Below are 14636 nucleotides of genomic sequence, written 5' to 3'. Positions count from 1 at the left end.
ACAGGCCCGCCCCGCTTCGCGTGGACGTTGTGCTGTGGCTCGCGCTTCTGGCGCTTTGCTCTGCCTATCTGCAGGGCGCTATCTGCAAGCTCATCGATTTCAATGCCGCCATCGGCGAGATGCAGCACTTTGGTCTGTCCCCAGCGCACCTGTTCGCGGCAGGCGTCATCGCCTTCGAACTGGTCTGCGCGCTTGCCGTCCTCACCGGGCACTTCCGGTGGATTGGCGCGTTCGCACTCGCCCTCTTTACCTTTGCGGCCAACTTCCTCGCCAACGCCTGGTGGCATGAGGCGGCAGGCCCCGGGCGCGACATGATGATGAACGGCTTCTTCGAACACCTCGGCCTTGCAGGCGCCTTCGTCTACGTCGGCTGGCTTGACCTTCGGGGGACCCGCCATGGCCACTGAGCAGGGTGGGCTTGCCGATAGCCTCAGGCCGCTTAAGCACGCAACCTTTGCCATTCTCTGGGTAGCGACGGTGCTGGGGAACACCGGCACCTTCATGCGTGATATCGCCAGCTCCTGGATGGTGACCGAACTTGGCGGTGGTCCGGCGGCGGTTTCGCTCATCCAGGCTGCGGGGTCGCTGCCCATCTTCCTGCTGGCCATTCCCGCAGGCGTCCTCTCCGACATCCTCGACCGCCGGCGCTTCCTTATTGCGGTGCAGGTCCTCCTGGCCTGTGTCAGTGCCACATTGATGATGCTTGCGGCAACCCACAACCTCAGTATCGCGGCGCTCGTCGCACTGACGTTTGTCGGCGGGATTGGCGCCGCACTGATTGGGCCGACCTGGCAATCCATCGTGCCCGAACTGGTCGACCGGTCGGAGCTCAAGGACGCGGTCTCCCTCAATTCCCTCGGAGTCAACATTGCCCGTGCCATCGGCCCTGCCGCGGGTGGTCTGATTCTCGCGGGCATGGGGGCGGCGGTGACCTACGGCACCGATGTCTGTAGTTACTTCCTCGTCATCGCAGCCCTTGTCTGGTGGCGACGCAAGAGCACGGCCGACACGGCGCTGCCGGAAAACTTCCTCGGCGCCTTCAGGGCGGGACTACGCTTCACGAAGGCCAGCCGTGAGCTGCATGTCGTGCTCATCCGGGCTGCGGTGTTTTTTGCATTTGCGTCTGCTGTCTGGGCGCTCCTGCCCTTGGTCGCGCGCGGCACGCTGCACGGCGGGGCCGGCTTTTATGGCGTATTGATGGGGGCAGTGGGTGCCGGCGCCATCCTCGGTGCGTTGCTCCTGCCAAAGATGCGCGCACGGTGCAGCGCGGATGCGTTGCTTCTCGGCGCGGCGCTCCTCTCCGCCCTCGTCATGGTTATTCTCGCCATCGTTCCGAATAAACTTGCCGCGTTCCTGGCACTCCTGGTGCTCGGCGGTGCATGGATCATGTCGCTGACGACGTTCAACGGGGTCGCCCAGGGTATCCTGCCCAACTGGGTGCGGGGCAGGGCGCTTGCGGTGTACCTCACCGTATTCAATGGCGCGATGGCGGCAGGGAGTATCGGCTGGGGTGCGCTCGCCGAGGCGGTGGGTGTGGCGCCCACGCTCATCGTGAGTGCGGCTGGCCTTGTCGTTGCTGCGTTCGTCATGCGTGCCATGCCGCTGCCATCGGCTGAGCTTGATCTTTCTTCGGCGCACCAGTGGGCCGAGCCGCTGACGACAGAACCCGTGGCTAACGACCGTGGTCCGGTGCTCATCCTTGTCGAGTATGACGTGGCCCGCGAGCGGCTCGCGGCCTTCCTCGTCGTCCTTGAACGCTTTTCGATAGAGCGCCTGCGTGACGGTGCCTACGCCTGGGGTGTCACCCAGGACTCGGGAAATCCCGAGCGGGTCGTCGAGTGGTTCATGGTCGAATCCTGGGCCGAACATCTACGCCAGCACGAGCGCTTCAGCCACGCTGGCGCGGATATCCAGGCGGAGGCCCTGGCCTTCCATCGCGGCCCCCAGCCGCCGCTGGTTACACATCTCATCGGTGTCAGCGCCCGCGCGGTAGCGCAGGGCCTTCCTTCTTCATGAATACACGGACTTCGCCCATGCGCCCCTACAGCCTTATTGCCTCCCTCGTGCTGCTCGTCTCCTCGGCCGCCATGGCCGAAACGCCCGACTATGCGGTCGGTTCCCAGTACGACACGACCCACGTTTACGTTGCGCCGTCCGATGTCGACGCGTTCGTCAGGAGCTTCACGGCAACATTCGGCGGCCAGTCGACCAAACAGGTCGTCGTGACCGTCACCCCGACGCCGTCGAGCACGTCCTCGCAGCTCGTGCAGACGCCGGTTGGCACCGTGTCGGTCTTCGGCTTTCGCACTCCGGTCCCGTATCCCTTTGGGCTTGAGCGCACCGGATATCTCGTGACCGACCTTGATGCAGCGGTAAAGGCCGCGAACGCGGCAGGCGCGGCGACCCTGGTTGCACCCTTCGATGACCCTATCGGGCGCGACGCGGTCGTCACCTGGCCGGGCGGCGTCAACATGCAGCTGTACTGGCACACGAAAAAGCCCGCTTACGCCGCGTTCGAGCATGTCCCAGAGAATCGCGTCTACCTTCCCGTTGAATCGGCTGATGCCTTCGTCAAAGCTTTCGTCGGATTTTCCCACGGCAAGGTCGTCTCCGATGATCGCCATGCGCCAGGCACCGAGCTCGGGCGCCGGGGCGTAACCTATCGCCGCATCCGCATCGAGTCGGTATACGGGAAGGCCACCGTGCTCGTGACTAACGGTCAGCTCGACTGGCCCTACGGCACGGAGCTGACGGGATACGAGGTCACCGATCTCGACGCCACGCTCAAGCGAGCGAAGGACAGTGGTGCAAAGATTGTTGTCGATGCGCATGCGGAAGGCGATCGCCATGCTGCGATGGTGCAGTTCCCCGGCGGCTACGTCGCTGAACTTCACAGCAGCAAATGACCCGTCGCGGCCTCCCGCTCGTCGCGGCCTTCTTTCTCGCGACCACGGCGGGCGCCCAGGACGTGCCCGACGAAAAGGGCACGACGAACGACGGCGTCGTCAGCACGCCAGGTCGGCCGGCCATCCTGCCCAATCGCTGGCAGGAGGACTGGTCGGTTCTCGCCAACCCGGCGGTCACCCGCCAGCCGGGCGATTCCCTCAAATACCTCCCCCTCGGCCCCGGCGGCGACCACTACCTTACCTTTGGCGCCTTGCTGCGCGAGCGGGTCGAGACCAATAACGCACCGGCCTTTGGCATCGGTCGTGACGACGACACCTATCTCCTGCAGCGCCTCCAGGTGCACGCAGGCCTGCGCTGGGGAGCACCTTGGCTGGCATTCGTACAGCTCGAGGATGCCCGTCCCTTTGCGAAGGCCAGCTGGGGGCCAACCGATCGCAATCGTGCGGACGTCCGCCTGGCCTTCCTCGCGTGGCAAGGTGACGTCCTCGGTGGCACGGTCCGCGTGCGCGCGGGGCGCCAGGACTTCGCACTGGACCTGCAACGCTTCGTCTCCCTGCGTGATGGACCCAATGTGCGCCAGTCCTTCGATGCGGTCTGGGCCAATTTCGAACGTGGTCCCTGGCGCGTCATTGCCTTCGTCAGCCACCCCGTTCAGTACCGCGACGAGCACGCCTTTGATGACACCTCAGGCTCGAACGACCGGTTCCACATGGTTCGCGTCGAGCGTCATGTGTTCGGAACCAACGAGCTGTCGTACTACCACGCCTGGTACGACACCGATGGTGCATCGTTCCTCGATGCACGCGGCAACGAACGCCGGCGTGTCGACGATGTGCGCTTTGCCGGACAGCATGGTCCCCTCGACTGGGACGTCGAGGGCATGCGGCAGCGCGGCCGGGTGGGGGATACAGCCATCCACGCATGGGCTGTCGGTACGCGGGCGGGCTGGACTTTGACGGACGCGACGTGGACGCCGCGCATCGGCATGCAGGTCGACACCGCCTCCGGTGATGACCACCCCGGCGACGGCCGCGTCGGCACCTTCAATCCGCTGTTTCCCAACGGTTACTACTTCTCCCTAGCCGGTTATACGGGGTACGCCAACCTCGTCCACGTCAAACCCAGCATCACCCTCAAGCCTTCCTCCACCCTGACGTTGCTCGGTGCGGTCGGGTTGCAGTGGCGGCGCACCACGAGGGATGCGATTTACGTCCAGCCCAACAACGCACTTGTCGATACAGCCGGGAGGGGCGGCAAATGGACGGGGATGTACGGCCAGCTCCGCCTCGACTGGAAGTGGCGTCCAGGCATCACGTTCTCTATCGAAGGAGACCATTTTCGTGCGGGCCGCACCATACGCGATGCGGGTGGCAGCGATGGCAACTACGGCAGCGTGCAGGTGCTCTTTGGGTGGTAAGCGATGCATGGACGTGCTGCGAATGGCTGCCGATGTTTCAATCGGCCGGGCGGTAGCATTCCTATCCTTCTGGGGAGGTCGGCATCGTCGTTCGACTCATATCCCCAGGAGCATTCCCGTGAAGAAGCATTTCCTCTCTCGCGCGCTGGCCGTTGCCGCGCTGGCCGTCGGTTCGCTCACTGGCGCACACGCCGAAGGCAAGAAGCCGACCATCGTGCTTGTGCACGGTGCATGGGCGGACGGTTCGAGCTGGAACAAGGTTATCCCGCTCCTCCAGGCCAAGGGCTACACGGTCTTTGCCGTCCAGAATCCGCTGACGTCGCTCGCTGCCGATGTCGCGGCCACGAAGCAGGTCCTTGAGTCGACCACCGCCCCGGTGGTGCTCGTTGGTCATAGCTGGGCGGGCACGGTGATCACCGAGGCCGGCAATGACCCGAAGGTCGCCGCCCTCGTCTACGTCGCGGCTTTCGCCAACAATGATGGCCAGGCAGCCGGCGAGCTGGTCAACGCCTATCCGAAGACGCCGGCGATCGGCACCCTCCGTGACGATGGGCATGGCTTCCTCTACCAGACCGAGCAGGGCGTGATTGAAAACTTTGCGCCGGACCTCCCACGCGCCGAGGCGAAGACGATGGCAGTGACCCAGGGTGCGCTGGCTGCTAGTACGTTTGCTGACAAGGTGACCCACGCAGCGTGGAAGGACCACCCGTCCTGGTACATCGTTTCGGCGAACGATCGCGTCATCAGCCCGCAGCTCGAACGCGATGCGGCGAAGCAGATGAATGCCAAAACCACGATTCTCGATTCGAGCCACGTGTCACTTCTCTCGCATCCGAAGGACGTGGCAAAGGTGATTGAAGAGGCCGCCGAATCGGTCGCCGGAGGAAGGTGATCCCGACTGTCGATGATGGGTGCCCTATTTGCCTGCGCATGATATAGGAAGTGCCAGAGCCGTCTAGTGACGCGTTGGCGCGCCAGGTGCGACATGCAATAGGGGGATCCTCGATGGTTTGCCTAACTTGCCGGTTCGGGCTGCCCCGATGCTGGATTCGACTCTGCCTCGCGCTGTTCGTCGCGATGGCAGCGTCGCCGTGGGCGGTCGCTAGTGAGATTCCCGGCTACATCACCACGACCTGGGGAGCTCAGGAAGGGGCTCCTCAGGACGTGCAGGCTCTTGCCGTGGACACGACGGGTTGGTTGTGGTTAGGCACATCTGGAGGTCTTTACCGCTTCGATGGACGATCGTTCAGTGCCCATGAGCTCCTGCCGCCCGGGTATCGCGGCTCTCGTCTGGTATCGAGCCTGATCCCTGATGCGAGTGGCGGCCTGTGGGTCGTCTATGGACGTGAAAGCGCCCGCCACCTCGAGGCGGACGGCAATACCATCACTGCACCTCCCGGGCTGCCTGATGCCGGAATAGAGTGGATAGTGATCGATGGCACAGGTCGGACGTTCGCCGCGGCCAATGGAAAGCTCTACGTCCTCACGAATGGGCGGTGGACCATGTGTGACAACCGGCGGTGGGGACTACCCGGTGATCGTATTCGATATGCCATTCTCGATGACGAAGGAAGCCTGGTCCTCGCAAGCGAGAGCGGCTCTTATCGGTTGCGTAGAAACGCGACGCGTGTCGAACAGATAACGGCTCAGCCGACCGGTCGCTTTTATCCAACGCCGGATGGTCGCGTCTATTATTCGTCCCAAGGCAATCTTCAACTGCTTTCCGACGTCCGGTCCAGCGAGCCGGCAAGGCGGTTCCAGGCAGGCAAGCTTGCAGCGTTTGACGTCAGGGGGCATTTCTGGACGCTGCTTGGGAAATGCCCCACGGTATGCGTGTTCACCGGATATCCGAAAACGGTCGTCAGTCCGGACGCCACGCCCAATGCCACCGATTTCCTCGCGCTGGGCCAAGACATCGGGGCAACTATATTGCTTGCAGACGCAGAGGGTAATACCTGGGTTGGGACGAAGAGCGGGCTTGTCCGCTTTCAACCGTCGGAGGTGGAAGCGGTCCCTTTGTCGACCGCGACCTACTACTTTGCAGTGATGCCCCAGCGCGATGGTACGGTCGTTGTCGCCTCCGACTCCCATGCCGTCGACGACGTACTTTATCGCCAGGGTGCGACGGGACTTGTCGCCCTCGCGCCGAACCTTGCCACCACGGCGATTGGCGAGTTTCCGGATGGGACAGTCGTATTGGGTGGTCACCGAGACATCGTTCGGTTGTCGGGTGCTGATCTATCCACATTCTCGCGACGACCTCAGGGTCTAGGAGATGAGCCTCTCCAGGTGGCTCTTCCATTGGATGCCCGTCGGCTCTGGGTGAGCGTCAGGGACCACGGACTATTTCTCGTCGACGAGAACCATTGGCGCCCAATATCTCCTGGCACGCCGTTGGCGAAGGGTTGGCCGCTCGTCGCGGCGGCGGCCGGCCAGGGCCGCACGTGGATGGGTTATGCGAATGGGGCGCTGGTTGATATGTCGTCGGACGCGCAGCCCAGGGCCACTGAGGTTTTAATGAGTGAGGTCGGCGCGGTCGGCGCCATTTTGCCCGGCGAGCGTCTCTTCGTCGGCGGTGAACTCGGGGTGGGCTGGTTCGAAGGCACCGTATTCCACGCGCTAAAACTGCGCCAGGCGAACTTGCTCAGTGGGGTTACCGGGCTTGTACGCACCGCGGACGGTGCCCTGTGGGCAAGCGGTCGTGCAGGCGTGGTCAGGGTCGGCGCGGCTGAGCTTGCAGCGGTCATGTCCGGCAAGGCAGATGAGGCGGCGTTTCGCATAATCGAGGCCAGCGCCGGCCTCCCGGGCGGCGCCCAGCAGACACGGCCACTGCCGACCCTGCATCTCGATGCGAACGGTTTACTGTGGGTAGCGGCGACATCAGGTCTCGCCAAGATCAATCCCCTGGCATTGCGTTCTCATCAAGGACCTCACGCCGCCATAACGGGCATGTCGTCCCCGGCAGGGGCGCTCCCGCTGTCCCGCGAAAGTACCCTTTCAGCCGACAATCGCGCTCTCGACGTGGCTTTCACCGGTGTTTCCCTGCGAGATCCGGACCGCGTGCAGCTTCGCTATCGCCTTCGTGGCACGGACGACGGATGGCACGTGGGAAGCGTGAATGGAACCGTCAAATACGAAGCGCTTGGACCAGGTGACTACCAGTTCGAAGTGCAGGCACGGGGACCCGAAGGCGACTGGTCCGCAAGCGTGGTCTCTCCGAAAGTCAGGGCGCTCCCTGCGTTTACCGAGACGTTCCTCTTCGTTGCACTGCTGTCGATTATCAGCGCGGTGGCTTTCTACGGCGCCCACCGATGGCGTCTGCACGTCGTTGAACGTCGCCAGTTAGATCGGCTGCGGGCCCAGTTCGAAGAGCGAGATCGCATCGCCCGTGAACTTCACGACTCGATGCTGCAGGGAATGCTGGGTGTTGCCTTGCGCGTCGGCGCGTGGAAGACCAATCCGCGTGCACCGGATGACCTGAAAAGCAGTTTTGGGACCGTCGCCGACCAGATTCTGGGTTTGGTCCTCGAAGCGCGGGCACGGGTCATCACACTGCGGAGCCTTGGCGCCGCGGGCCTGCCTCTTTCCGAGGCGATCCGCCTGATCGGGCAGGATCATGCTGAGGGTTCCCCCGCGGACTTCTTGCTTGAAGTCGTTGGCGACGATCGACCACTCGGCGATAACCTCAGTCAGCTGGTTCTCGACGTGGTGAGGGAAGCGGTCCACAACGCTTTCGTGCATGCGTCGCCGCACGTTGTCCATGTGACGCTGACATACGCGTCGGAAAGCCTGACCGCAACCATCGTTGACGATGGGTGCGGTATTCCTGCCCAGGTGCTCGAAGAAGGGCGACGCCCAGGTCATTGGGGCATGATCACGATGCAGGAGCGCGCTGCGAGTGCGGGCGCGCACCTCACCATGCACAGCGAACCAGGACGGACGGTTATCGAACTTCGTGTTCCGCTGGTCTCAAAGTCGCGTCGGTGGCGGGATTCGCGGCGAAGAAGGCGTTGATCACGCTGGCTTTATCATGTCCCGCGCGTAGTCAAGGCCGATGCCATAGCCACCGCCATGGTCGACGACGATGCTGCGCGCCGCTTCGTACGTATCGTGTCGGGTCCAGTCCCGCTGCAGCTCGAGCAGAAACTGGAGCCATGACGTGAGCACCGCGCCCGCTTGTTCGAGCCGTCGGAGCGCCGCATCGTGGCTTGCTGGCGTCAGGCCCCCGCAGGCATCCGCGACGACATGGACGCGGTACCCCTCGCGCAGCGCCGAGAGCACGGGGAAGCTCACGCAGGCCTCGGTGAGCAGGCCCGCGATGACAAGGGTCTTGCGGCCCGTGGCGACCACGGCTGAGCGCCCCGCCTCATCCTCCCACAGGTTCATGTTCCGCCGTTCGATGGGCGTGATATCTGGAAGTGCCGCGCGAAGTGGTGGCATCAGCGGGCCACTGTAGACTTTCGACGCCGATGTGCTGACGACAACAGGGACCTTGAACGCGACGGCGGTCCGTGCAAGGGCCACGGCGTTGCTGCGGAGCACCTGGCGGTCCTGGGAGCCGGCGGCGAACGCGAGGCCCGCCTGTTCATCGACAAGGACGACGGCGCATTCATCGGGGCTCAAGAGCGGAAGCATGGTCATGGGCGGGTCCGTCGGGGAAAGCACCATGATCGCGCGCGCTTACGGGGCGCTCTTGCGCAATTGGTCCCGGGATAGGGCCGCTTCGCGCAAGTGCGGCGGTAGGCGATGCCGGTTGGGGTGACCGACTTCCGTAGTGCCCGGTACACATGGCAAAGTGCGGTCTCGGACATGATCCTGGGACCAGGGAGCGCCGCATGCAGCCCATTACCGCACTAGCCGACCTGGAACGGTGGATTCAGCTGTCGGGTGACGATCCCGAGTTGCCGTTCTATATGTCGCTTGGACCCGGTCTGAGATTCGCCGTCTTTGGCGACTACTCGGTCTTGTTCGTCCCTGAGTAGTGAAGGCTGTCTGCCACTGGTCCGCGGAATGCGCCATGCAGCCCTTCGCCATGTTCTGTACGTATCCGGACCCGGTGGAGTATCTCCGCGAAACCGGGTCCGGTGGTCTGGTCGCGACGGGTGCCGATGACCCGGCTGCCATTGAAGAGTTCCTGACCCACGGCAATCGATGGAAGGGCTTCGTTTCGCCTTACGATGCATCGCATCGCTTCATCGTCCTTCCGGAAAGCCGGGCCTGGATGTTCATAGGCGACAGGGATGCCGACCTGGCGATCCTTGGATTCTCATCTGACGGGCTGCGGCAGAGTTTCATGGATGTCGCGGGCATTGGTTTCTTCGAGACCGCCGAAGATGCAGCCGCCCATGCCCATTCTTTCATGGGCTACACGTTGAACGTGGCCGATTGGCTATGATCATCCACCACGACCCTAAGGAAAGGACTACGCATGAGCGTCGACAGTAACCTGCACCAGGAAGCGCTGGACTGGAACAAGGCAGCTGAGTACGTCCTGTCCGCTGAAGCGATCGCGAAACGTGAACACGCCGGCGCACTCATCAAGTTCGATGGGGAGCGCACGAACGGAAAAATCTATACCGTGCTCCTGGACGGCTTCCGAGGTCAGGATCTGTTCTTCCGGATGGATACGAGCGACCTTCTTGGCACGCTTGCCAAGGCCTATCCCTTCGGAGACGACGCAACCTTTGACGTCGCCCAAACGGCGCGCCTGTCCCATTTGCTCTCCGAATGGGATAGGTGGGTAAGGAAGGGCTTTGTCCTGAGCCTCAATTTTGCGTGGGTCGACGGCGCGATGAGCTACTCGGCCATCATTTCCGGCGAGCACGGCGTGTTTGAACACATTCACGTCGAAGGCAAATCGATCCTCGAGGTCATGAGTAACGCGACGGGTCAGCTTGAGGCGCGATAGGGAAGGTCTGATTCATACTTTTGCCAGGAGACACCAGGATGCTGCTCAGACAATGGATCGCAGTCGCCATCATGATGGCATGGGTCCTACCAGCTATATCGAACGCCGCGGGCCGCGAACCCATCACCATTCGTACTGAAACCTACCCCAGGCCGCCGTACTCAGGGGCGACGTATTACGTCTACGAGAGGGGTGGTGCCGTTATCTGCACCAAGCTGGCTGTCTGTAATAAGTACGATGAGTGCCAAACCAGTTACCACGCCGGTGTGTTTAAAGATCCAGAGGACGTCGAGACTGGCAAGCCCTACGGTGGCTCACCAGCAGTGACGATTCCCGACGGCAAGCTCCGAAAGCACCAGTGTCTGGCGAAATTCGTCCCCGACGTTCTGTAAGACGGCTAGCTCGCCACCACCATCGAACTCCCCTGCGACGCCCCAAACAACGCATTGATCCGGCTCACCTTCAGCTGGTTCGCGCTGATGACGGTGGAAGGCACGATGCGTACGCCTTCCTTCTCCTTCACCGCGAACTGGCTGCTCAGCTTCGTGCCTTGTTTGGTGTAAACCAGGCTGACATCGGCCTTGATCACCTGCCCAGCGGAGACCAGCTCCACGCCGCCGATGCCCGGCTTGATGTTTATCTGCAGCTCGCCGCCGGCCGCGATGGGGATGTTGTCGATGGTCAGTCGTAGCTGGTCGTTGCCTGCGCCCAGGCGGTGCTGGACGAGCAGGGTGAGGCTCTGGTCGCGGTAGCTCTTCACCGAGAGCTTGCTGTTCTGGCTGCCAAGGTCGGTTACGGTGAAGGTATGCAGCTCGTTGGTACCGGCATCCCCCGTGAGGAGGTACTGGCTGAGGCCGTTCTTGATGGCGTACACAATCCGCCCGCCGCGAATGGAGCGCGTGGTGTGGATGAAATTGCCTGACACGGCCGGGAAGGGGTTCGCAGCGACGACGCCCTTGTTCTCCTTCGCGCCAAGGATCTTCTTGAACAGATCCGATTCCGCCAGGTGGTAAATCAGCCGGCCGTTATTGGCACTGACATATTCCGGCTGCCGCGCGAACTTTTCCCGGATGTCAGCCGGCGCCACCTGGCACAGGTACTCGCGGAGGGTCAGGCGGGTCCAGTCGCTGCCGCCCCGCTTGTTTGGCGGCGTCCGGCTGGTGATCACCTTCGGCGCCGAGCGCAGGTGGAACTCGGACGTCAGCACGCCCTGCGGGCGCGGACGCCGCGGATCATTGGGCTGGTCCACCTTGTCGCGCGGCGGCCTGGCGCATTCGCGGACGTGGTTGAAGCCCTTGTACGACACGAACTTGTTGGTCAGCGCCTTGCCGGCCTTCAGGCGGTTAATCGAGTCGGTGCCAAAGGCATCCAGGTCCACGCCGTTCTCGTCTGTCAGGCCTTGGGTCTCGCCGTCGGAACCGACGAGGATGATCACGCCGGACAGGATCAGCATGATCGCCTCGAACACCGGCGTACGCGGCCGCTCATTCACGACGTTATAGGGCATGTAATGCATTCGCCCGCCGCTCCATTCGCCACCGGTGTAATAGTCGTCGCCGACGCCCTGATAGGTGAAGGTGTTCTTGTTCGGATCGACGTAGATCACCCGCAGGGCATCGGTGGGCGAGGTGGTGGGGAAGTTGGGATCGTGGATGCGCATCTCCCACGGAGACACCTGGTCATCCCACTCCACGGGAAGGACGCAGTGCGGTGCCCCGCCAAAGTCGTAGTGCTCGGCGATGCACAGCACCGGATCACAGCCGGAGGCCTTCGCGGCGCGGGTGGCCTTGAACACGGAGATGGGGTCGTGCGTCTTGCCCGACAGGAACTCACCGACAAACCACCAGATAGCCGGTGCTCCCACCTGGTACTGGTGCTTGATGTTGAACTCGTTGACGACGATCGGATCCCAGGTTTTAAAGTCGCTGAGCGGGAGCCGAAGAATGCTTCGATGCTTCTTGCTGTAGATCGCCGACAGGGACATGCCAAAGCAATTACCCGGCTTGGCAAGGTGCTTCACCACCAGGTCGTAATAAAGGGTGGCCAGCCAGTCCAAGGGGTCCCACGCCTCCGGCTCGGAGTCCACGTCGCTGAAGGCCGCGGCGTATTGCTCGTGGGTGAGGGGATCCGTGCCGGCGTTATCCACACCCCACCACTTCTCCGCTTCTGTAAGCAGCGCTTCGTCGATGCGCTGCGATACCGACCACGTGATCGAATTGATGTTGTCGAACGAGCCGCTGTTGAACAGCCCATTCAAGTTATCGCGCCGACCCCAGGCATTGGCCATCTCCAGTGTGTACTCGTACGTGCCCAGGTGGTCGTCGTCATCGGGCCAGTCGCTGTCCCAGACGTCGAGGGTCATTTTGATGATCCGCGACGGCGAGTTCGGGGTGATGCCGGCCGGCCCAAGGTCGAAGGTGACGTTGGGTTCGTAGATGTTGTTGCCGTCGGAGTCGCCGCTGTGGGGCAGGCGCTCGGCGTGGATGACGTGGCCGCTGTCCTCGATGGTGGCGTGCAGGTAGACGTCGTTCTCACCGCGAAGCCAGCCCTCGGATTCCTTGGTGTCCAGGCGCCCCAGGTTGATGTCGAAGGTCCTGCAGACGATGGGATCGCTGCCGAACCAGAGGACGCTGCCTTTCTGGAAGGTGTTGTAGCGCGCGGGCTGGCTCGCACCGGGGATGTCGGTTTCATCGGAGGTGGGGAAGCCAAGGCTGCCGGAGGGACCGGTCTGGCTCCGGTAGGTGTCGCGGATGCTGCCATGGACTTCGAAGGCGCCCGTCGCGGCGCTCCAGTAGATGGTGCAGCCCTCGAACTCGCTGGTGCGGCCGATGGCCTGGGTGGCGCTGAAGAGGTCGCCTTCGTTGCTGACCGGGAAGCCCCAGGTGGCCGTGCCGCCCGTGGACAGGTATTTCGCGAGAATGGCGCCGTGGACTTCGAAGGCCTTTGGGCTGCCATTCTTCAGGTACATCTGCGCACTCTGGAAGATCTGCCGGGTACCGCCGGGGATGGAGGCGGCAACGGCCTGCGGTACGCCGATGGCGGCCGCTTCGCCCATGCCTTCGTAATCCACCCAGATCTGCCCCAGCACGGGGATGGCGCCTGACTTGGGCGACCAGTAGATACCGCCGCGGTTGAAGAGGTTCTTGCGGCAGCCGCTGATGGTGCCGTCCATCTCGTCCGAGATGAGGTAACCGATGGCCGCGCGATTGGGCATGGCCCAGTACGTCGCCAGGATGGCACCGTGCATGGAATACGCTTGCCCGTTGGCGTCCTGGTACATGAGGATGCCGCCGGTGAATTCCTGGATCCACGAGAGGCTGGGGAAGTCGTAATAGAACTCGCCCGTCGGCACGCCAAAGGCCAGCGTGGTTTTGATTTCTCCCTGCTTGTAGGTCAGGTACCACTGCGGGCTGGAGCGCCGTTCGTCCAGCTGGGATTCCAGCTCGATGGGCATGTCGGCCAGCAACTGCAGCGCCGCCATGGCGCCGATAAAGGGCTGACCGGTACCGTTGGCGGCGACGCCAGCGAATAGCGTGTCCGCCGAGCCCGCCGCGAGGGTGCCGGCCGGGAACGCATGTACCGAGTAAATCGTGCCGTCGACGAAGGTCGCCAGCGTGTCGGTGTCATACGCCAGGTCCAGCGCATACCACGTGCCCAGCTGGAGCTTGAGCAGGTATTGGGTCGACGCGCTGCCTGCGCCATAGGCCTGCGTGGTTACGGATGAAACCACGTGGAAGTCGCTGCCGTCCGAACCGGGGTCGAGGTACAGCGCGAAGGGCAGGGGATTGGCTGCTGCCAGTACCTGGCGGCTTGTGACGGCCGCATCCACCTTGATCACGACACGAACGCAGAACTTCGTCCGGTCGAGCTCGGGCAGGGGCAAGGACACCTGCAGGTCGCCCGTGCCGTCAAACGCCAGCGCATGCGGGTAGGTGCCGAGCGAGGTGGCGCCCGGGCCGGCAACGACCGTGCATCCCGTCACAGTGGCCGGTAGCGAGGTATCGGGGTTGGCTGGGGTCAGGCTATCCAGCGTGTAATCGACGATTTTCTGGCTCATGGCGCGTTACTCCACGGCAGCCGCGGCAATTCAGCGGCAAACGGGGACCTTACGCCGGGTACCGTGGCCGGGCCCATTGGCAATACGGCCTAGCCAGGCCCACGAAATGGGCCGTAGGGTGTAAGTAGATTTCGTGATGAGCCCGTCCGAAACGGCGATATCGGCACCAGTATCAAACGCCCATAAAAAAGCCCGCGGAGGGGGCCGCGGGCTTCGGGGGGAACGTCCATCAATGCAAAGGCAGCAGGGGAACCGCCGGAGATGCGTGGGACTGGTGCCTCTCGGCAACCTTGGGATAACTATACCCATTGGTACATGAATGGCCCGTTAAGTCGCTGAATCCGTAC

The 14636-nt window shown here is 63.0% G+C and carries 12 protein-coding genes; 10 read left to right on the top strand and 2 right to left on the bottom strand.

From position 1 onward, the window contains the following. The first annotated feature begins 20 nt into the window (after positions 1 to 20). From FIV34_RS11275 to FIV34_RS11250, 6 genes are all read left to right on the top strand, one after another. Positions 21 to 407, top strand: a complete 387-nt coding sequence (locus tag FIV34_RS11275; RefSeq protein ID WP_211352630.1) for a DoxX family protein — start codon at positions 21 to 23, stop codon at positions 405 to 407. Continuing rightward, on the top strand, positions 397 to 2016 hold the full coding sequence (locus tag FIV34_RS11270; RefSeq protein WP_139982757.1) for an MFS transporter: 1620 nt from the start codon (positions 397 to 399) through the stop codon (positions 2014 to 2016). The genes FIV34_RS11275 and FIV34_RS11270 overlap by 11 nt, the downstream gene beginning before the upstream one ends. A 17-nt stretch (positions 2017 to 2033) precedes the next feature. Continuing rightward, positions 2034 to 2906 carry a glyoxalase gene (locus FIV34_RS11265; RefSeq protein ID WP_139982755.1) on the top strand — a complete coding sequence of 291 codons (873 nt, stop codon included), beginning with the start codon at positions 2034 to 2036 and terminating at the stop codon, positions 2904 to 2906. Then, positions 2903 to 4324, top strand: coding sequence for an alginate export family protein (locus tag FIV34_RS11260; RefSeq protein WP_139982753.1), 1422 nt, complete (start codon positions 2903 to 2905; stop codon positions 4322 to 4324). The genes FIV34_RS11265 and FIV34_RS11260 overlap by 4 nt, the downstream gene beginning before the upstream one ends. Before the next feature lie 118 nt (positions 4325 to 4442). Continuing rightward, on the top strand, positions 4443 to 5216 hold the full coding sequence (locus FIV34_RS11255; RefSeq protein ID WP_211352629.1) for an alpha/beta fold hydrolase: 774 nt from the start codon (positions 4443 to 4445) through the stop codon (positions 5214 to 5216). 272 nt (positions 5217 to 5488) lie between these two features. Then, the gene (locus tag FIV34_RS11250) at positions 5489 to 8338 is read left to right on the top strand and encodes a sensor histidine kinase (RefSeq protein WP_170207594.1); all 2850 of its coding nucleotides are present in this window, start codon (positions 5489 to 5491) and stop codon (positions 8336 to 8338) included. Here FIV34_RS11250 and FIV34_RS11245 read toward each other — a convergent pair whose 3' ends face one another. Continuing rightward, positions 8339 to 8965 (bottom strand): hydrolase, encoded by a 627-nt coding sequence (locus FIV34_RS11245; protein WP_139982749.1) that lies wholly within the window; start codon positions 8963 to 8965, stop codon positions 8339 to 8341. A 194-nt stretch (positions 8966 to 9159) separates the two neighbouring features. On the opposite strand from FIV34_RS11245, the gene FIV34_RS20975 reads away from it, so the two are divergent. The 4 genes from FIV34_RS20975 to FIV34_RS11230 are packed head-to-tail and all read left to right on the top strand — an operon-like array spanning position 9160 to position 10624. Next, positions 9160 to 9306 (top strand): hypothetical protein, encoded by a 147-nt coding sequence (locus FIV34_RS20975; RefSeq protein ID WP_170207593.1) that lies wholly within the window; start codon positions 9160 to 9162, stop codon positions 9304 to 9306. 35 nt (positions 9307 to 9341) lie between these two features. Further along, the gene (locus FIV34_RS11240; protein WP_139982747.1) at positions 9342 to 9719 is read left to right on the top strand and encodes a hypothetical protein; all 378 of its coding nucleotides are present in this window, start codon (positions 9342 to 9344) and stop codon (positions 9717 to 9719) included. A 33-nt stretch (positions 9720 to 9752) separates the two neighbouring features. Beyond that, positions 9753 to 10232: a hypothetical protein gene (locus FIV34_RS11235; RefSeq protein WP_139982745.1), complete on the top strand. Its 480-nt coding sequence runs from the start codon at positions 9753 to 9755 to the stop codon at positions 10230 to 10232. Positions 10233 to 10270: 38 nt separating this feature from the next. Then, positions 10271 to 10624, top strand: a complete 354-nt coding sequence (locus FIV34_RS11230; RefSeq protein WP_139982743.1) for a PHD finger domain-containing protein — start codon at positions 10271 to 10273, stop codon at positions 10622 to 10624. A 5-nt stretch (positions 10625 to 10629) separates the two neighbouring features. Here the strand turns inward: FIV34_RS11230 and FIV34_RS11225 are convergent, their stop codons facing one another. Next, positions 10630 to 14289: a LamG-like jellyroll fold domain-containing protein gene (locus FIV34_RS11225; RefSeq protein ID WP_139982741.1), complete on the bottom strand. Its 3660-nt coding sequence runs from the start codon at positions 14287 to 14289 to the stop codon at positions 10630 to 10632. Positions 14290 to 14636 lie beyond the last annotated feature (347 nt).

It is taken from the genome of Luteibacter pinisoli (genome assembly GCF_006385595.1).
In the GTDB taxonomy this organism is placed as follows: Bacteria; Pseudomonadota; Gammaproteobacteria; order Xanthomonadales; family Rhodanobacteraceae; genus Luteibacter; species Luteibacter pinisoli.
The sequence above is the reverse complement of the archived record's forward strand: the minus strand, read 5'-3'. Positions and strand labels throughout refer to the sequence as shown.

Excerpts from the sequence above, each read along its gene's own strand:
- FIV34_RS11265 (WP_139982755.1), top strand. The coding sequence starts at position 2,034 with ATGCGCCCCTACAGCCTTATTGCCTCCCTCGTGCTGCTCGTCTCCTCG.
- FIV34_RS11230 (WP_139982743.1), top strand. The coding sequence starts at position 10,271 with ATGCTGCTCAGACAATGGATCGCAGTCGCCATCATGATGGCATGGGTC.
- FIV34_RS20975 (WP_170207593.1), top strand. The coding sequence starts at position 9,160 with ATGCAGCCCATTACCGCACTAGCCGACCTGGAACGGTGGATTCAGCTG.
- FIV34_RS11240 (WP_139982747.1), top strand. The coding sequence starts at position 9,342 with ATGCAGCCCTTCGCCATGTTCTGTACGTATCCGGACCCGGTGGAGTAT.
- FIV34_RS11245 (WP_139982749.1), bottom strand. The coding sequence starts at position 8,965 with ATGACCATGCTTCCGCTCTTGAGCCCCGATGAATGCGCCGTCGTCCTT.
- FIV34_RS11260 (WP_139982753.1), top strand. The coding sequence starts at position 2,903 with ATGACCCGTCGCGGCCTCCCGCTCGTCGCGGCCTTCTTTCTCGCGACC.
- FIV34_RS11270 (WP_139982757.1), top strand. The coding sequence starts at position 397 with ATGGCCACTGAGCAGGGTGGGCTTGCCGATAGCCTCAGGCCGCTTAAG.
- FIV34_RS11225 (WP_139982741.1), bottom strand. The coding sequence starts at position 14,289 with ATGAGCCAGAAAATCGTCGATTACACGCTGGATAGCCTGACCCCAGCC.
- FIV34_RS11235 (WP_139982745.1), top strand. The coding sequence starts at position 9,753 with ATGAGCGTCGACAGTAACCTGCACCAGGAAGCGCTGGACTGGAACAAG.